We start from the raw sequence: 16976 nt of genomic DNA, 5'->3' as shown, positions 1-16976 counted from the left end.
CATAATTGATCCTTCGAAGGACAGTGAGGAGAATTACCGATGGAAGTGACCTCTCAATTAAAATGGAACCCCGTTCTAGCCGACCCTACAGGACAAAGGCAAATGAAACCGAGAACGTTGGGGAAAACGATGGTGATGGATAAAGGACTCGGCATGCTTGCCTTCCAGGATTTACTCCACACCTCCAGCGCACATGTGGATATGATCAAACTTGGCTTCGGCACATCGCCGCTCTATCCGCAAGCCGTGCTGCGAAGTAAAATAAACCTGGCTAAAGAGAATAACATCCTCATTTACCCAGGAGGTACATTTCTGGAAGTGGCTGTATGTCAGAATGCGGTGGATTCTTTTTTTGACATGATACTTGCACTCGGCTTTAATGGCGTTGAAATATCTGATGGTACCATTCAAATGGATCGTAGACAGCGAAATGAGCTGATTGCCCGAGGTTTACATGAAGGGTTAGACGTTGTAACGGAATATGGAAAAAAAGGATGGGGCTCCTCCATTGAGTTAGCTGAATTAATTGAGACTGTCTTAATCGATACGGAATTAGGTGCCTCACTTGTCACGATTGAAGCGCGAGAATCTGGCATGGGTGTGGGCATCTTCGATGGGAATGGGAAATGTAAAGATGAGGAATTGCACAGCGTGCTTGCTTCCATCTCGGGAGATCAACTTCTATGGGAGGCTCCTTTGAAGACGCAGCAGGTGCATTTGATTAGCTCCCTTGGTCCCGATATTCATTTGGGCAATATCTCACCAGATGAAGTAATTGCTTTAGAAGCTTTGAGGAGAGGACTTCGTTCTGACACGTTGTCCTTAGGTGCCAGAAAGGATTAGAACATGCATATCGAGGTGATCGCCAACATCGGCGAAGCAAGAAGTGACGAGTTTCTCCATAAAACCGTCATTGTCGTTGATGTTTTACGTGCAACCAGCACTATCATCACCGCATTGATGAATGGCAGTAGGGGTATAGTCCCTGTTGATACGGTAATGAAAGCAAAGGAATTGGCTCGAGATGGCGATTTGCTTGGGGGCGAACGCTATTGCAAAAAAATTCCGGGTTTTGATTTTGGCAATTCCCCCCTTGAGTACACACGTGAAGCCGTTCAAGATAAACGCGTCATTTTGACGACCACGAATGGTACTAGAGGGATTCAAAAGGCGATAAAAGCTGATCGGGTTCTAGCAGGGGGGCTTATTAATGGCAGAGCCTCTGCAGCAGCTGTTATCGAGCTTAAACGGGACACTGTGATCGTGTGTGCTGGAACTCAGGATGTATTCTCCTTAGAGGACGGCCTCTGTGCGGGTCTTATTTTAGACGAAATTGCATCTCAGCTTGGCGAGAGTCTTATGCTTACGAATGACTTCGGCTTAGCGATGCGTGGCTGCTATCTGGAAAGCAAGGATCGGTTATTCGAGACTATTCTCGCTTCCAGCAACGGTAAAAAAATGAAAAAGTCCGGCTTCCTTGCGGACGTCGCACTTTGTGCGAAAGCCAATATGACCGATTGCGTTCCCGTTCTGGAACATGATCAGATGGTCCCCTTCCAACGATAACGTCAGCCCTTCGTTCTAAATACAAGCCCCTTTCATAAACTAAAATGACAACGCTGAGGACGAGGGGTTTTGTGAAATGAATGGTGATTTGCTCTTAGTTATTCTTATCATAATTGGACTCATAGGCCGTTCGCCAATCATTACTACTGCGGCTTGTCTTTTACTTGCCATTAAATTAATAGGTCTTGATCGCTTTTTCCCTACCATGGAACGAAGAGGGCTTGAGCTTGGCTTGCTATTCCTTACAATTGGGGTTTTGATTCCCTTTGCCAGCGACCGCATTTCCATGAAAGACATTCTATCCGTTTTTACGACATGGCCTGGAATCATCGCACTTCTTGGCGGAGCGATTGCCACTTATATGAATGGAAAAGGGTTGGAGTTACTAAAAGTAGACCCACAATTAATTGTGGGTCTTGTCCTTGGTTCTATATTTGGCATTTTATTTATGCGCGGCATCCCGGTAGGACCGTTAATGGCTGCCGGCATTACTGCCTTTTTATTGAAGCTTGCTTATTTCATTTCGGACAAACTCCACTAAGCAACCCTACTATCTGCGATCTTCAGGTCCACCAACGAATGCTTGCTCCGCTGTATCCAAGCCATACGCTGTGTGAAGTGCACGGATCACATCGGTTAGTTTCGTATTGTCGATGACACAAGACATTTTGATCTCGGATGTACTTACCAAGGAGATCGTTATGCCAAGATCCGAAATCACTTTGAACATCGTTGCAGCAACGCCTGGAGAGCTGACCATTCCTGCCCCAACAATTGATACTTTAACAAGATCTACTTCGGAAGTCACTTCACGGAAAGCAACGTCGGAACGAATTTGTTCAAGTACTTGGAGTGCTTTCTCACGATCAGCTAGGTTTGTTGTGAAAGAGAAATCAGCCGACCCGTTGATTACACCGCTTTGCACGATAATGTCAACATCGATTTGCACTTCAGCCAATGCAAGGAATACCTTTGCTAGTTGACCTGGTTTCTCGGGAACACCCAGAATACTAATTCTTGCCACATTTTTGTCATAAGCGATACCACGAACGACGATTCCTTGCTCCATCACTGCTTCCTCCTTCACGTTGGTGCCTTCATTGTAATTAAAGCTTGAACGTACCACGAGGGTCACGTTGTAGTTTTTCGCATACTCAACTGCTCTCGGATGGAGTACCGCTGCCCCAAGATTAGCAAGTTCCAGCATCTCATCATAAGAAATCTCAGCAAGCTTTCTTGCTACTTTAACGATACGAGGATCTGTGGAGTAGATACCATCGACATCCGTATAAATTTCACAAAGATCCGCTTTAATTGCTGCAGCTAACGCGACTGCTGTTGTATCTGAGCCGCCGCGGCCCAATGTTGTAATCTCGCCTGCTTCCGTCATACCTTGGAAACCAGCTACGATAACGACATTACCTTGTTCAATCGCATTTAGAACACGATGCGGCTGAATATCGGTAATTCTTGCTTTAGCATGTACAGGCTCCGTATAAATGCCACTTTGCCACCCGGTGTACGAAACCGCTTGTTCACCAAGATTATGTATGGCCATAGATAAAAGAGCTACGGAAACTTGTTCGCCCGTTGTCAATAACATATCCATTTCACGAGCCGGAGGGGCTCCATCGTAAATTTGCTTAGACAAGTCAATCAAATCATCCGTTGTATCTCCCATCGCCGAAACGACAACAACACAGCTGTGACCAGCTTGTTTTCGCTCCACGATTCTTTTTGCAACTCGTTTCATTCGCTCCGCATCACCGACAGAGCTACCGCCAAATTTCATCACTATAAGAGACAAAGCTGACCCACTCCTAACGCATACTAGTGCATAACAATTCAATATTATAGCATATAAATGGTTGACTGTGCTAAGAAATGAAAAAAAGCCTTTCGGACTCCAATGGAGTTTGAAAGGCTTCTCTAATTAGTTGCTCGCGCGTGAAAGGTATTTTCCATCATCTGTATCAACGGAAAGAATATCACCTTCGTTGATGAAAAGTGGCACCATCACATTAAGACCTGTTTCCACTTTCGCATTTTTCAAGGCGCCTTGAGCTGTGTTTCCTTTAACACTCGCATCGGTTTCGATAACTTTCAAGTCAACGCTCTTCGGAAGGTTAATCCCTAGAATTTCACCTTGATAGCTCATGATCTTGATGTTCATGTTTTCTTTCAGGAAGTTCAATTCCCATTTCAATTGTTCGTGGGAAAGAGAAATCTGATCATACGTCTCCGTATCCATGAATGTATACTCGTCTCCAGCTGCGTACAAGTATTGCATTTCACGGTTTTCGATATGGGCACGCCCAACGTTTTCACCTGCACGGAACGTACGCTCAACCGTATTGCCGTTACGTAGGTTTTTCAGCTTGGAGCGCACGAATGCAGCGCCTTTACCTGGTTTTACGTGTTGGAAATCTAGAACTGTAAAAATATCGTGCTCAACTTCAATCGTCAGACCTGTTTTAAAATCGTTTACTGATATCACTTGTGAATCCCTCCGCTAGTCAATGATAAGAAAATCTTTAGTAGAATGTGTAAGTATTTTAATGCCGGTCTCAGTAATTACAACGTCATCCTCAATTCGAACTCCACCGAAATCAGGGAGATAAATACCAGGCTCAACGGTAACAACCATACCAGGAGTTAAAATCATATCTTCGGTTTTCGACACGCGCGGAGATTCGTGAACCTCCATCCCCAACCCATGTCCGGTCCCGTGACCGAAATAATCACCATAGCCGTGCTTCACGATCACATCGCGCGCGAAAGCATCGCCTTCTCTGCCTGTAATACCCGGTTTGAGGTTCGCCAAACAATGCAATTGTGCTTCCAAGACAATATCATAAATTTCTTTATGCTTGTCTGTCGGCTTTCCTAGCATAACCGTTCTTGTGATGTCAGAGCAATAACCTTTATAATACGCTCCAAAATCCAATTTGACAAATTCGTTTAATTGTAAAACTCGATCACTCGCCTTGCCGTGCGGCAAAGCTGAACGCTCACCCGATGCCACGATGGTCTCGAAAGACGTCGAGGTACCGCCATTCTTGCGAATAAACACTTCAATTTCAAGCGCAATGTCTTTCTCTTTTACACCTGGCTTGATGAAATTAAGGATATGTGAAAACGTTTGGTCGGCCAAATCGGCCGCCTCCTGCATCACTTGAAGCTCAGCTTCGTCCTTCACCATACGAATCAATTCAACTAGGCGTGAGGTTGGTACAAACTCAATGCCTGGAAGGCCCTGTTGGAAGCTTAAAAAATCACCATAAGCAACGTCGCTTTGTTCGAATCCAAGCTTCGTCACACCCTGCTCCTGCAAGAGTTCTCTTACTGTTTCGATCGCCTTAGCTTTATGTTCAACCACTTCAAACAGTTTGGCTTGCTGCGGCGCTTGCGTCATGTAACGGAAATCAGTTAATAAAATGGCACGGTCAAGCGTAATAAGTACATAGCCAGAAGAGCCAGTGAATCCAGATACATATGTACGGTTATATGCGTTCGTGATGAGTACTGCCGGTAAATCCTGCTGTTGCATAGCCTCGCGAAGACGTTGAATACGTTTCTCCTGCATCCAAATCACCATTCCTTCTTAAAGTTTTGCTTTAGCAAAACTATCTTCGTAAGCATATGCTTACAGATGGGGTAGTAAAGCTCGTAAACCAAGCGCATAGCCATCAGCACCAAATCCACAAATTTGTCCAATCACCACGGGTGCGATGACCGAATGATGACGAAATTCCTCACGTTTATGAATATTCGAAATATGAACCTCTACCGTTGGCAATTGAACCGTTGACAGCGCATCACGAATCGCATAGCTGTAATGGGTGAAGGCGCCAGGATTAATCAGAATACCGTCCTTCGTGCCAAAGGCTTCGTGGATTTTATCAATAATCTCGCCCTCATGGTTAGATTGGAAGCTCTCCAGCTGGATCGAAAGCTCCGTTCCTAGCTCATGCAACCCCTCGATAATCGTGGAGAGTGTTACGGTTCCATAAACCCCAGGTTCACGTACGCCGAGCATATTCAAATTCGGACCATTCAAAACTAGAACCCTTTTCAATTGGACATCCTCCCGAAACAATCGACATTGGCAACTAGCCTATCGCACCTAATTAACCTTTGATATTTTACCATAAGTTTCATGTCTTGGGTATAGCATTTGGTGTTCTAGCGCTTGTATATTCAATTGCAATCGAATACCCAATAAACATCCCCCATACAAGAAATAAACAAAAATCACTAATGATTGTATTAAGCTCTAATTCTGTAATCCAATACACCATTCCCGTAATCGGCCCTACGAAAAGGTAAATAATAGCCCACCATACGGCACCGTAAGTGATCCCCCAAAAGGGACTGCGCAGTTTCCACATGGTACCCATGTAGATCATGGCTGCGAAAATCGAGAATAAAGCAAATGCCATCCACCCGATGAACAGTCCTAGCCAGGTGTTGAAAAAATCATGTTTGAAAAAAGGTTCGACAAGAAAGCCAATTCCTATGGTCGTAAACTTGAAGTAATTCTCGACTATTTTGAGGGCACCCCATATCAGCCCAGCATAAAAACCGATATATAGCACAAAAACCCAGCGATTTGTCTGTTTTTTCTCCGCAGCATGCGCACTCGTCATCTGATATCTTCCTTTCTCTTCCGTTACAGCTTGTCTTTTCATTGGCAATCATAGTATGTTCTGTCGCAATCGGTAGCATTCAACACCTGAATCCGTTACAATAAGAAAGTGAGAAAACCTTTATCGAGGCAATTCAAGAAGAGCGACCGCGTTTAGAGGTAGGTTTTATCGCCAAATAGAAAGACGTTTTCGGGAACCGAAAACTTATACTTTCTATTGTGGTAAATAACTGAATTCGAGAAAGATGAGAAGGTGAATCTTGTGGCAGAACAAAACAGTATATACGGAGGACAAGCCGTCATCGAGGGCGTCATGTTCGCAGGAAGAAATGTGCATGTAACTGCTGTGCGCAAAAAAGACGGTTCCCTTGATTTTTTGGAAGTACCGAAGAAAGTGATTCCTTGGGTTCAAGCGCTTAAGAAAATTCCTTTTGTTCGTGGAATTGTAGGTATTATCGAGTCCAGTGCCAAAGGTGCACAGCATCTGAATTTCTCGGCTGAATCGTTCGCTGAGCAAGAAGGTGACGACAACACAAATAAAAAAGAAGAGAAAACAGGTCTATTCTCCAACATTTCAATGGTGCTAGGTGTTGCGGTCGTTGGTGTCCTTTCATTTTTATTTGGTAAATTTATTTTCACCTTAGTTCCAGCTATTATTGAACAGTTTTTGTTTCAAAATGTATTTAGCAATCAAATTCTTCATAATCTTATAGAAGGTGTTATCAAAATCATTTTGCTTGTGGGGTATATCTACTTCATCTCACTTACACCTATGATTCGCAGATTGTTTCAATATCATGGCGCAGAGCATAAAGTCATTAGTGCCTATGAAGCAGGCGTAGAATTAACGGTGAGCAATGTGCAAAAATTCAACACACTTCATTATCGTTGCGGAAGCAGCTTTATCGTTTTCACTGTTTTAATCGGTGTTGTGATCTACTCGTTCCTTCACTATGACGGGTATGTCGAGCGTATTGTTCAACGTTTAATTTTACTGCCATTGGTGATTGGTGTTTCCTATGAAGTATTACGTTTTACGAACTCGCTTCGTGAAGTTCCTGTTCTTCGTTATTTAGGCTATCCAGGACTTTGGCTTCAACTCCTTACAACCAAAGAACCTGAAGACAAACAAGTTGAGGTGTCCATTGCATCTTTTAACCGCATGCTAGAAGCGGAAAAACGAATTATGGAGGGACGGGCATGAGAAGAAAGTTTTCTCCGATTGAAATTGCCATAGGCGTTTTGATTGCAATAGGCTTAATCGCTAGCTTACGAGCTTTATTCATTCCTATTCTTGTGCTTGGAGCGATTTTTGTCCTGTATAAATTTCCACCTTCCCGTTGGAAGAAGCCTACAATTTCACGTGGTTCTGCAAAAGGTAAAACGAAAAACGCCAAATTTCGTGTTATCAACGGAACGAAAGATACGGATAAGGATGATTTCCCAAAGTATCACTAAGTCAAGATTTATGCGGCGGCCGCATCACATATTTCTCATAGTTTTCCTCATAGGTGCTGGCTGACCAGCTTTTGAAGTACGCCTTAGCTGCCAGGAAGCCCGACTCGTACAGTGACATACTTAACTCCTTGGATATCGTAAACTGCGTATTCCCAACACCTAGCGTAGGGATTTTAACGGTCCGGAAGCGATTCTTTTGCTCGATGTAGCGTTCATCATGCGCACTGAGCATCGTGCTGAAGAGCGCTTCAAGCATCGTAATGGGTCCTCGTATTGTGTGTGTTGGCGTATCGCTTTTCCCAACGAGTTGGAAGCCAATGACCGGTATGAGCTTGGTGTCGCGAGGCATTTCATTGTCAAACACCCAAAGCGGGAAGTTGCTTAGCAAGCCACCATCGACGATATAATTAAACTGCTCTGTGAAAGGCTTAGCCTTCGCAGAGCTTTTTATATTGCGGCGAATGCGGACGGGATCGAAGAAATAAGGAATACTCGTGCTCATCCTCACAGCTTTGGCAATAGAAAATCTGCCCGGCTCAATGCCGTATTGGGCAATATCATTGGGCAGAACTAATAACTTGCCCTGTGTAATATCTGAAGCAATAATACGGAGTTGATTGGGCTTAAGATCTCCGAAAGTGCGTATGCCGCGAGCCGCTAGCTGTTGATTAACCCAGTGCTCCAATGCTTCGCCGGAGTAGAGCCCTTTTTTGAGCAGTAAGCGTGCCGCGGGACCGATAAACTTCGTATTGAAAATAGGAGAGCGTTGCATAAACGATTTAAATGGCGCCCTGAGAATCAATTCTCGCATTTCTTCCCCCGTATATCCCGCTGCCAATAAAGCCGCCACAATCGAGCCAGAGCTTGTACCTGCAACTGCATGAAAGGTATACCCTTGTTCGATGGCTGCACTAACGCCTCCTGCCAAAGCAATTCCTTTGACACCTCCGCCTTCAAATACACCATTGATTTTCATATGCGGCACCCCTTCCATAGCTCCATTTCATAGGGCTTCTTAGGTATGTATGCGGGGGCAGTTTGTTTCTATTCCCAAAAAAAAGACAGAGCACCGTATCCGGTCTCTGTCCTAGCTTTCTGCTTCTAATTCTTTTCTCACATTCATAAGTTCTTCTGCTCTACTCGGGTCTCTTCGAAAATATTCCAATAAGGTTTCAATGCAAGTAATGGAATCCCAGCTCAAGTGGTGCTCAATACCTTCGACATCCTTATATATATTGTCCTCATGGACACCTATTGTCGTTAGAAAATTTTCCAGAAGCTCATGCCGATCCATCAAACGCTTGCCCATCTTCTTCCCTTTTGGCGTAAGGATCAGGCCGCGATATTTTTCATAGATTAAATAATTATCTTTATCTAATTTTTGAATCATTTTAGTCACGGAAGAGGGGTGCACTTCAAGCCCTTCAGCAATGTCGGAAACACGAGCGTAACCTTTCTCATCGATAAGCTTGTATATTCTCTCCAAATAATCTTCCATACTTGGCGTAGCCATTGCTATATTTCCCCCTGCTGTGCTTATTTCTTACCCATACTGCTTTCCTATCATAATCCATCAACCCAGATGCGGTCAAATCTCCCATGATTCTTCAGGTCTTGTCTTTGGCACTCTAAAATAATAGATTGTTATTCAGATTCGATGAGGATTCGGATTGCCAAGTGAACCCTAGTCGTAGGTATCCGGGAAACGTTAAAATTCGAAACGTCCAAACCATCTGCCGAGTATGCGATCCTGATCGCGTAGGCTACCCGTTTTCGATTTAGCGTAAATGCGGATTATGTAATCAAAAACTTCGAACCTGGCACTTCTCGGTACAACGAAAGAATTGAAGAGGCAGGTAAAGTAGCCAAGGCAGGGTATCCGCTCGGCTTTATTATTGCACCTATTATTTGGCATGAAGGTTGGGAAGAAGGCTATGCCACATTACTTGTAAAGCTTCAAAACACGCTTCCTCCGGAAGCCACGCACGATCTTACGTTTGAGATGATTCAGCATCGTTTACGAAAACTGCGAAAAATATGATCGTGAAACGTTATTCCAAAACGAAGCAAGAAATGAATGAAGAAAAACGTGAATATTTTACCTGACTCCTAAAATTTCAAGAAATCTGGTGTAATGGAGTTCAACCAAAGGGTGATTTGCGTCATTTTACCCGTATAGAGGAGAATGGCGATCACAATCATCAAACCCCCGCCGATTTTCATGATGGTGTTGGAATAACGCAAGATCCATTTGGTTGAGCCGATAAAAAAGGAAAGTACAAAGAATGGAATCGCAAAACCTAAGGAATACGCGGTTGTTAACTGAAACCATGTACCGGGTTCAGTTGCCGCTAACGCCAAAATGGCTGACAAAATCGGTCCGACACAAGGCGACCAGCCCGCTGCAAAGCCCATGCCAACAAACACAGAGCCCACATAGCCTGCAGGACGAAATTTAATCGATAATTTGCGTTCTTTCATTAGCCATTGCGGTTGAAATATCCCGAGTAGAAAAAGTCCCATTACAAATATTAATAATGCCGCAATTTGTCTAAGCAAGTCACGGTAGTCAATAAAGAAGCTTCCAACGAAACCTGCCGTTAACCCTAATGCATAAAAAATGATGGAAAAGCCAACGATGAAGCTTAAAGTGTGGAGCATCGTTTGACGCCGTACTTGGGCAGTTGTTCTCCCTGACTTCAATTCACTGACTGAAATACCTGTTATATACGATAAGAACGATGGATATAACGGCAAACAGCACGGCGAAATAAAGGAAGCAATTCCCGCCCAGAGAGCGATCCATAAATTAACAGAATCCATGATTTATATCCTCAATCCTCTTTTTAAAATAATCCCTATCAAGATCGCGATGAGGCTTAGTACAACCGTACCTCCTGGTGCTAGATCCCAGATCCCTGCTACTACAAGACCTACGACTACAGCAATTTCTGAGAATAAAATCGCTAAAAAGACGGAATGTTTAAAACTACGAGCAATTAACAAACTGCAGGCGACCGGAATCGTTAATAACGAGGATACCAGTAATGCCCCTACAATTTTAATAGCAACTGAAATGACAAGTGCAGTCAGCATCGTAATCATCATATTATAAAATTTTAGAGGAAGTCCACTTACACTCGCTGCATCCTCGTCAAAAAACATTAAGAAAAATTCTTTGAAATGAAATACAATAACACCGATAACTAACACGCATACAATTAAAACCACCCATAAATCCGTGGAATCCAATGTATAGATGCTCCCAAACAGATAACTCATGACGTTCATGTTAAAGCCTTTGCCTAGTGTAAAAAGAAGTGTCGCCAGTGCCACACCGCCTGACATGATGATGGCAATCGAAAGCTCTGCGTAGGTTTTATACGCTTTACGCAATCGTTCTATGGCAAATGAGGCGAGTAAGGCAAACACGAGTCCTACACCTAACGGGTATACATTAATCAAGAACCCTAACGCCACACCGGCAATCGAAACGTGTGCAAGCGTGTCCCCGATCATGGATAACCGTCTGAGAACGAGAAAAACGCCCATCAATGGCGCTGTAATCCCGATCAACAAACCACCTATTAAAGCACGCTGAAAAAAGTACTCTGTAAATATGTCCAAAATGCCCGCTCCTTACTGAACTCCGATCATCTCTCGAATCTGGCCGAGTGAATGTGCTAAATTCGTCTCTCGGCAATCCTCGGGATCATGGGTATGCTTCACATAAAACTTAATTCCGCCGCTTATTTGCTTTGGCTCTGTTCCAAGATACGACTGAATCATGTCCATATCATGGGAAACCATGATGAAGGTCATATGATGATGCTGATGCATATGCTTGATCATTCGAAAGAAACCAATTTGCGTTTCGGCATCAATTCCTACTGTAGGCTCATCTAAGATGAGCAGCTCCGGGTTGTTAACAATGGCACGCGCTAGGAAAGCTCGCTGCTGCTGACCACCAGAAAGTTGACCGATACGTCGATCAGCTAAATCCTCGATGCGCATCGCTAGCATCGCATCTTCTGCTTTTTGCAACTCAGCTTTGGACAGTCTACGATAGACGTTCTTTTTGTTATACATGCCAGAAAGCACGATCTCCCTAACTGTTGCCGGGAATAAAGGATTGAAGGCATTTTTTTGTGGGACATAGCCTATACGTTCCCAATCCTTGAATTGGTTCAATGGCCGATCAAATAATCGGATCTCCCCACTTGTTGGCTTCAACAAGCCGACTAACATCTTAAGTAACGTAGTTTTACCTGCACCGTTGGAACCAATCACGCCAACAAAATCGCGTTCAAGCACATTAAACTGAAGATCGTTAATGACTGTTTTATTTTCATATGAAAATGAAATATGATCGATCGAAACGATATTCTGATGGCATACCATTTTTTCGCTATTCTCCATCTGCATTCTCCTGACTAACCAATAATCGTCCTATTCCCTTTATTGTAACGCGAGGACTAGGTTTTTTAAATTTTTGTTCATGATCGAAATATAATCTTCACCAGCATCTAGTTCTTCTTTTGAAAGTCCCTCAAGTGGATTGAGCACTAAGGTGTCTACTTTCGCATCTTTGGCTAACGTCTTCGCTAATTTATCCGAAACAAGCTCCTCGAAGAAAATATACTTCAACTGATGATCTCGAATAAAGGAATTAATTTGCTTTAGATCTTGTGCTGTAGGCTCTGCGTCAGGCGATAAGCCCATGATGGACATTTGAGTCAAGCCATAGTCTCTACATAGATATGCAAAAGCATGATGAGATACAGCAATTTCTTTTTTGGATGTTTGAGCAAGTTCTTTTTTATATCTAGCATCTAACTCCATTAATTTAGCAGCATACTTCTGATAGTTTTGCTCGTACGCTTCCTTATGAGTCGGATCCGCGTCAATTAAACCTATTTTAATATTATTAGCCATTTTAAGGGCATTTAACGGGCTTAACCACGCATGCGGATCAAATTCTTCTTTATTCTCATCGGTTGTGATCAAATTAGCCCCTTGACTAGCTTCAACGACACGAAGAGTTGATTTACTTGATAGACTTCCAAGAAAATCTTTGACCCAACCTTCAAATCCTGCACCTTGATACACAAAAACTTCTGATCCAGACATATTCTTGATATCTCTGCTTTTTGGAGACCAATCATGCGGCTCAACACCTGCAGGAACAAGATTAATCACATTCACATAATCGCCGCCAATTTGCTTCGTGAAATCATATAAGGGATAAAAGCTAGTTACGACATTGACTTTTCCATCTACTAATCCCTCTTTTGAGCTTCCACAGCCCGCGATACAAAATACAGCAAGCATCATTAAACCTATGTACATAAATCGTTTAGCATATTTCGTCATTTCTTGAACACCCACTCTAAATCGTAATTTTTTTTATTAACGTTTTGATTATACGAGGTGGATTTATTGAAGTCAATAATATCTTGGGAGGAAAGTCAAAAAAGCCAGCTGTATCGTTCACAGCATGGCCATTTCTATTATACTCCGTTATTTCTCCGAATCATCCGACTTTTTTTCTCCCCCTGTTCCTCCAGAGTCTTGAGAATCTCCAGAGCCCTTTGAGTCCCCAGAACCTTCGGAATCATCCCCTCCTCCACCTTTAGCATCTTTAGCTTTCTGTTTATCCTCGCTGCTGCCCTTAGTAGGTTTGTCTGATTCTTCTTTTAACTTTTTATAACGCTCTTCCGACTCTTTAATAAGTTTAGCATCTTGCTCTTTTTGGTATTTAATTACCTCATTGTACATCTGATATTGTTTTTTCAGTTCTTGATCGATCACACTTTCTTTACTTTTAGATTCAGCTTCCTTTTTAGCCTCTTCCTTCTTCTTTTGTCCACCGAATAAAGAACAAGCTGTCAAAGTGATGATCAATATCGCTATGGCTATCCCTTTTCCTATACGCCCAATAAGCATCTCAATCACTCCGTGGTTAGTTTCCTATAGCTTGCCCTTTGTCCGCAAAAATACCCCCAAAGTCAAAGACCCTGTCCCTGAAAGTTCAGGGATAGGGTCTCTGGATTGGGGGTATTATTTCACTATCGCACCGTTCGGCATCGAATCAGGTACGGTTGCAAGCGTAAGCTGATCGCCGTGTGAAGCGGCGAGAATCATACCCTGAGACAGCTCGCCGCGCAGCTTGGCAGGCTTCAAATTCGTGACGCAAATGACCTTGCGTCCTACGAGATCATCGGGTGTGTAGAATTTCGCGATGCCCGAAACGACTTGGCGCTGCTCGTAGCCGAGATCAAGCTGCAGCTTGAGAAGCTTGTCGGCGCCTTTCACAGGCTCCGCCGAAATCACTTGTGCGACGCGCAGCTCCACCTTGGCGAAATCGTCGATACCGATTTCATCTTTTGGCTCCGGCGCAGGTACGGACTCAACAGCAGCGGTCGTTGGTGCTGCTGTTGTTTCAGCGGCGCTAGCGGATGCACCACCGCCCATAGCCTCGACGATGAAAGCGACCTCTGCCGCAACGTCGAGTCTTGGGAACATTGGCTCTCCCTTTTGCACCTTGGTGCCTGTAGGGAGATGTCCGAAAGACTGCACGCTCTCCCAGGCAGTCAACCGAGGTAAATCTTCAGCAGCTAATCCTAGCTGTGCCCAGATCAGTTCAGGTGTCTTCGTCAAGAACGGACGAAGAAGAACAGACGAAATGCGCTGGGATTCAGCCAACACATACATGACCGAGCCTAGCGTATCACGCTTGGCTTCATCCTTCACCATCGACCACGGCTGCGTTTCGTCGATATATTTATTCGTGCGGCTAATTAGCTGCCACACAGCTGAAAGTGCGATGGAAAACTCCATTTTCTCCATAGCTTCCTCATACTTCGCTACGGTTGAACGAACCGTTTCCAAGAGACTTTCATCAAATTCTGTAGCTCCAGCTATATAAGCTGAAATTCTACCCGCAAAATATTTATCAATCATCACGATCGTACGGTTCAAAAGGTTACCCAAATCATTGGCTAGATCATGATTCACACGCTCTACGAAACTCTCAGGTGTAAATGTACCATCTGCACCAAATGGCACTTCACGCATGAGGTAATAGCGAAGCGCATCCAAACCATAACGATCAATCAACGTGACCGGATCTACCACATTGCCTTTGGACTTAGACATTTTGCCATCCTTCATGAGCAACCATCCGTGTGCAAACACTTTTTTCGGTAATGGCAAATCAAGTGCCATAAGCATAATTGGCCAATAAATCGTATGGAAACGTACAATTTCCTTACTCATTAAGTGTACATCAGCTGGCCAATATGTCTTGAAAATCGTCTCATCATCAGAACCGTAACCTAGTGCCGTAATATAGTTGGAAAGTGCATCAATCCAAACATAAATAACATGCTTCGGATCGCCTGGAACTCGGATTCCCCAATCAAAAGTCGTTCGCGAAACAGCCAAATCCTCTAAACCAGGCTTAATGAAGTTATTCAACATTTCATTCTTACGAGATTCAGGTTGGATGAACTCAGGGTTCTCTTCATAATATTGAACAAGACGATCCGCATACTTACTCATCCGGAAGAAATACGTTTGTTCTTTCATTTTCTCTACAGGGCGGCCGCAATCAGGACATTTTCCATCGACTAGCTTACTCTCTAGGAAAAAGGATTCATCCGGAATGCAATACCATCCTTCATACTCACCAAGGTAAATATCCCCTTGATCCAGCAAACGTTGAAATATCTTAGCAACCGCATTCTTATGACGATCTTCCGTTGTCCGAATAAAATCATCATAAGAAATGTCCAGCTTCGCCCATAGTTCCTTAATGCCAGAGACAATATTGTCTACAAATGCTTGTGGAGTCGTTCCTTTTTCTTGCGCTTTACGTTCGATCTTCTGCCCATGTTCATCAGTTCCAGTTAAGTATCTAACATCATAGCCCCGAAGTCGTTTGTAACGTGCCATCGCATCCCCTGCAACAGTCGAATACGCATGACCAATATGCAGCTTATCACTCGGATAATAAATCGGCGTAGTGATGTAAAAAGTTTTTGATTGTTCGGACATCATTCGTTCCTCCATTAGCGGATAGTTGAAAACACAAAAAACCCTCATCCATCTTGGGACGAGAGTTGAACTCACGCGGTACCACCCAGCTTCCCCCGCCTTTCACAAGCTCGGGGCTTAGTAAGTCTATGACGACTTGCCCATTAACGCTGGGACACGAGGCCAGCTTACCCTCAACATGATTGTGTGCTACTGCAACACAAGCTTATGCTGAGAAGCTCGAAGGCCTTTTCTCCGGGACCATATTCCAAACATTCTCCTATACCGGCTTTCACCTGACCCGGCTCTCTGTTCATAGGCATCCGATTGTACTTATCCGTTCATCGAAATCAACAATATTTAGCATCTTTAAGCACAATATATCGAAAAAAATAGCCGCATGTCAAGCACACAGATTCTTATAACTTAATTAATCTTCCTTGCAGGCACATGGTCCACACCACCAGGGTGAAATGGATGACACTTGCATATTCGTTTCACAGATAACCAAGACCCTTTCATGGGTCCATGAACCTCTATTGCTTCTAACGCATATTGCGAACAAGTTGGATAAAATCGACATGTTGGAGGCTTCAGTGGCGAAATAAACTTCCGATAAAAATGGATGGGGGCTTGAACAACCCTTTTCATCAGCAATCTCCTAGTTCATAGTAAAGTGTTAACCTTACTATTCATCTTGCCTGAAAATAGGAATCGCGTCAAATGTATAGGTTCTTCATGCCTCACATTTGAAAACATTTCAAGAAACTAGAGTATAAATGAATAGAAACTAATTTTTTCATGGATGAGCGAAATAGGTTTGACCTTCACTTCTATACACTGACTTATTGAATCCGTGACCGACTCCTGCTCGGCAATTTTGGTAGAAGATTTCTTAGAATTACACGAATCTAGACGGGATGTCTTCGCTTTTTGAAAGCTTTGCGCTCTATTCTCTTCTTTTTTGAATGCAAAACAAATTTTCTGTAGTAACAGCTTAGCACTTCTATAATTAATATGTAAAAGTTCGGATAGCCCGTACGCCGTAACATCCTTTCCACGCTCAAACAAAGCCTGGATTGATAAAGCAATACCATGGGCGTCGACTTGTAGATAGCTCAGAATTCAGATCTTGATGAAGTGTTGCTGTCTTTGTATTTACGTTTGAGTTTTCTCTCTTTAAGGATTTGCGAGGTTAATCCAGAAAAAGCAACTTGTAGATACTTCAGAATGCTGGATCTTGTGAGTAATACTGTTGATCACTTGT

The 16976-nt window shown here is 43.4% G+C and carries 19 protein-coding genes and 2 pseudogenes; 7 read left to right on the top strand and 14 right to left on the bottom strand.

The genetic code is table 11. The features are described from left to right. Window positions 1-39: 39 nt before the first annotated feature. The 3 genes from comA (at window position 40) to AC58P7_RS03685 (ending at window position 2107) form a co-directional block, all read left to right on the top strand. Complete coding sequence (comA, locus tag AC58P7_RS03695) at window positions 40-843, top strand: phosphosulfolactate synthase (protein ID WP_497340063.1); 804 nt, start codon at window positions 40-42, stop codon at window positions 841-843. 3 nt (window positions 844-846) lie between these two features. Beyond that, window positions 847-1566 carry a 2-phosphosulfolactate phosphatase gene (locus AC58P7_RS03690; protein ID WP_497340062.1) on the top strand — a complete coding sequence of 240 codons (720 nt, stop codon included), beginning with the start codon at window positions 847-849 and terminating at the stop codon, window positions 1564-1566. Window positions 1567-1642: 76 nt separating this feature from the next. Beyond that, the gene (locus AC58P7_RS03685; RefSeq protein WP_497340061.1) at window positions 1643-2107 is read left to right on the top strand and encodes a DUF441 domain-containing protein; all 465 of its coding nucleotides are present in this window, start codon (window positions 1643-1645) and stop codon (window positions 2105-2107) included. Between the two features lie 9 nt (window positions 2108-2116). Here AC58P7_RS03685 and AC58P7_RS03680 read toward each other — a convergent pair whose 3' ends face one another. The 5 genes from AC58P7_RS03680 to AC58P7_RS03660 all read right to left on the bottom strand — a co-directional run bounded on the left by AC58P7_RS03680 (window position 2117) and on the right by AC58P7_RS03660 (window position 6257). Continuing rightward, window positions 2117-3373 carry an aspartate kinase gene (locus AC58P7_RS03680; protein WP_497340060.1) on the bottom strand — a complete coding sequence of 419 codons (1257 nt, stop codon included), beginning with the start codon at window positions 3371-3373 and terminating at the stop codon, window positions 2117-2119. A gap of 126 nt (window positions 3374-3499) precedes the next feature. Further along, window positions 3500-4063 carry an elongation factor P gene (efp, locus tag AC58P7_RS03675; RefSeq protein WP_497340059.1) on the bottom strand — a complete coding sequence of 188 codons (564 nt, stop codon included), beginning with the start codon at window positions 4061-4063 and terminating at the stop codon, window positions 3500-3502. A gap of 15 nt (window positions 4064-4078) precedes the next feature. Next, window positions 4079-5152, bottom strand: coding sequence for a M24 family metallopeptidase (locus tag AC58P7_RS03670; RefSeq protein WP_497340058.1), 1074 nt, complete (start codon window positions 5150-5152; stop codon window positions 4079-4081). Window positions 5153-5212: 60 nt separating this feature from the next. Then, window positions 5213-5644: a type II 3-dehydroquinate dehydratase gene (gene aroQ, locus AC58P7_RS03665; protein WP_497340057.1), complete on the bottom strand. Its 432-nt coding sequence runs from the start codon at window positions 5642-5644 to the stop codon at window positions 5213-5215. A 79-nt stretch (window positions 5645-5723) separates the two neighbouring features. Further along, on the bottom strand, window positions 5724-6257 hold the full coding sequence (locus AC58P7_RS03660; protein ID WP_497340056.1) for a YqhR family membrane protein: 534 nt from the start codon (window positions 6255-6257) through the stop codon (window positions 5724-5726). Window positions 6258-6527: 270 nt separating this feature from the next. Between AC58P7_RS03660 and AC58P7_RS03655 the strand changes: the two genes are divergently transcribed. Both AC58P7_RS03655 and AC58P7_RS03650 read left to right on the top strand, forming a co-directional pair. Beyond that, complete coding sequence (locus tag AC58P7_RS03655; RefSeq protein ID WP_497340879.1) at window positions 6528-7418, top strand: DUF1385 domain-containing protein; 891 nt, start codon at window positions 6528-6530, stop codon at window positions 7416-7418. Beyond that, the gene (locus AC58P7_RS03650) at window positions 7415-7672 is read left to right on the top strand and encodes a hypothetical protein (RefSeq protein ID WP_497340055.1); all 258 of its coding nucleotides are present in this window, start codon (window positions 7415-7417) and stop codon (window positions 7670-7672) included. Before AC58P7_RS03655 ends, AC58P7_RS03650 begins: the two co-directional genes overlap by 4 nt. A gap of 1 nt (window position 7673) precedes the next feature. Here AC58P7_RS03650 and AC58P7_RS03645 read toward each other — a convergent pair whose 3' ends face one another. After that, window positions 7674-8648 (bottom strand): patatin-like phospholipase family protein, encoded by a 975-nt coding sequence (locus AC58P7_RS03645; RefSeq protein WP_497340054.1) that lies wholly within the window; start codon window positions 8646-8648, stop codon window positions 7674-7676. A gap of 111 nt (window positions 8649-8759) precedes the next feature. After that, window positions 8760-9185 carry a transcriptional regulator MntR gene (mntR, locus tag AC58P7_RS03640; RefSeq protein ID WP_497340053.1) on the bottom strand — a complete coding sequence of 142 codons (426 nt, stop codon included), beginning with the start codon at window positions 9183-9185 and terminating at the stop codon, window positions 8760-8762. A gap of 180 nt (window positions 9186-9365) precedes the next feature. Between mntR and AC58P7_RS03635 the strand changes: the two are divergent. Both AC58P7_RS03635 and AC58P7_RS03630 read left to right on the top strand, forming a co-directional pair. Then, a pseudogene (locus AC58P7_RS03635) lies at window positions 9366-9434 on the top strand (spore photoproduct lyase family protein); the annotation flags it as partial. A gap of 3 nt (window positions 9435-9437) precedes the next feature. Beyond that, window positions 9438-9769, top strand: a pseudogene (locus AC58P7_RS03630) (spore photoproduct lyase family protein); the annotation flags it as partial. 12 nt (window positions 9770-9781) lie between these two features. On the opposite strand, the gene AC58P7_RS03625 reads toward AC58P7_RS03630, so the two are convergent. The 7 genes from AC58P7_RS03625 to yidD form a co-directional block, all read right to left on the bottom strand. Continuing rightward, the gene (locus tag AC58P7_RS03625) at window positions 9782-10495 is read right to left on the bottom strand and encodes a cytochrome c biogenesis CcdA family protein (protein WP_497340052.1); all 714 of its coding nucleotides are present in this window, start codon (window positions 10493-10495) and stop codon (window positions 9782-9784) included. Window positions 10496-10498: 3 nt separating this feature from the next. After that, complete coding sequence (locus AC58P7_RS03620) at window positions 10499-11299, bottom strand: metal ABC transporter permease (protein ID WP_497340051.1); 801 nt, start codon at window positions 11297-11299, stop codon at window positions 10499-10501. Between the two features lie 12 nt (window positions 11300-11311). Continuing rightward, entirely contained in the window at window positions 11312-12091 is a 780-nt protein-coding gene (locus tag AC58P7_RS03615) for a metal ABC transporter ATP-binding protein (protein WP_497340050.1), read from the bottom strand. Window positions 12092-12130: 39 nt separating this feature from the next. Further along, a complete protein-coding gene (locus AC58P7_RS03610) occupies window positions 12131-13045 on the bottom strand; it encodes a metal ABC transporter substrate-binding protein (protein ID WP_497340049.1) in 915 nt (304 codons plus the stop codon). Window positions 13046-13192: 147 nt separating this feature from the next. Next, the gene (locus tag AC58P7_RS03605; protein ID WP_497340048.1) at window positions 13193-13618 is read right to left on the bottom strand and encodes a hypothetical protein; all 426 of its coding nucleotides are present in this window, start codon (window positions 13616-13618) and stop codon (window positions 13193-13195) included. A gap of 114 nt (window positions 13619-13732) precedes the next feature. Then, window positions 13733-15730 (bottom strand): methionine--tRNA ligase, encoded by a 1998-nt coding sequence (metG, locus tag AC58P7_RS03600; protein WP_497340047.1) that lies wholly within the window; start codon window positions 15728-15730, stop codon window positions 13733-13735. 405 nt (window positions 15731-16135) lie between these two features. Next, a complete protein-coding gene (gene yidD, locus AC58P7_RS03595) occupies window positions 16136-16360 on the bottom strand; it encodes a membrane protein insertion efficiency factor YidD (protein ID WP_497340046.1) in 225 nt (74 codons plus the stop codon). Window positions 16361-16976 lie beyond the last annotated feature (616 nt).

It is taken from the genome of Paenibacillus sp. J22FR5 (assembly GCF_059691975.1).
This window is presented reverse-complemented; position numbering and strand designations above follow the sequence as displayed.

What these genes read in the sequence shown, in the direction of transcription:
- comA (WP_497340063.1), top strand. Translation starts at nt 40, where the DNA reads ATGGAAGTGACCTCTCAATTAAAATGGAACCCCGTTCTAGCCGACCCT.
- AC58P7_RS03690 (WP_497340062.1), top strand. Translation starts at nt 847, where the DNA reads ATGCATATCGAGGTGATCGCCAACATCGGCGAAGCAAGAAGTGACGAG.
- AC58P7_RS03685 (WP_497340061.1), top strand. Translation starts at nt 1,643, where the DNA reads ATGAATGGTGATTTGCTCTTAGTTATTCTTATCATAATTGGACTCATA.
- AC58P7_RS03670 (WP_497340058.1), bottom strand. Translation starts at nt 5,152, where the DNA reads ATGCAGGAGAAACGTATTCAACGTCTTCGCGAGGCTATGCAACAGCAG.
- AC58P7_RS03660 (WP_497340056.1), bottom strand. Translation starts at nt 6,257, where the DNA reads ATGAAAAGACAAGCTGTAACGGAAGAGAAAGGAAGATATCAGATGACG.
- AC58P7_RS03655 (WP_497340879.1), top strand. Translation starts at nt 6,528, where the DNA reads ATGTTCGCAGGAAGAAATGTGCATGTAACTGCTGTGCGCAAAAAAGAC.
- AC58P7_RS03650 (WP_497340055.1), top strand. Translation starts at nt 7,415, where the DNA reads ATGAGAAGAAAGTTTTCTCCGATTGAAATTGCCATAGGCGTTTTGATT.
- AC58P7_RS03645 (WP_497340054.1), bottom strand. Translation starts at nt 8,648, where the DNA reads ATGAAAATCAATGGTGTATTTGAAGGCGGAGGTGTCAAAGGAATTGCT.
- mntR (WP_497340053.1), bottom strand. Translation starts at nt 9,185, where the DNA reads ATGGCTACGCCAAGTATGGAAGATTATTTGGAGAGAATATACAAGCTT.
- AC58P7_RS03625 (WP_497340052.1), bottom strand. Translation starts at nt 10,495, where the DNA reads ATGGATTCTGTTAATTTATGGATCGCTCTCTGGGCGGGAATTGCTTCC.
- AC58P7_RS03615 (WP_497340050.1), bottom strand. Translation starts at nt 12,091, where the DNA reads ATGGAGAATAGCGAAAAAATGGTATGCCATCAGAATATCGTTTCGATC.
- AC58P7_RS03610 (WP_497340049.1), bottom strand. Translation starts at nt 13,045, where the DNA reads ATGACGAAATATGCTAAACGATTTATGTACATAGGTTTAATGATGCTT.
- AC58P7_RS03605 (WP_497340048.1), bottom strand. Translation starts at nt 13,618, where the DNA reads ATGCTTATTGGGCGTATAGGAAAAGGGATAGCCATAGCGATATTGATC.
- metG (WP_497340047.1), bottom strand. Translation starts at nt 15,730, where the DNA reads ATGTCCGAACAATCAAAAACTTTTTACATCACTACGCCGATTTATTAT.
- yidD (WP_497340046.1), bottom strand. Translation starts at nt 16,360, where the DNA reads ATGAAAAGGGTTGTTCAAGCCCCCATCCATTTTTATCGGAAGTTTATT.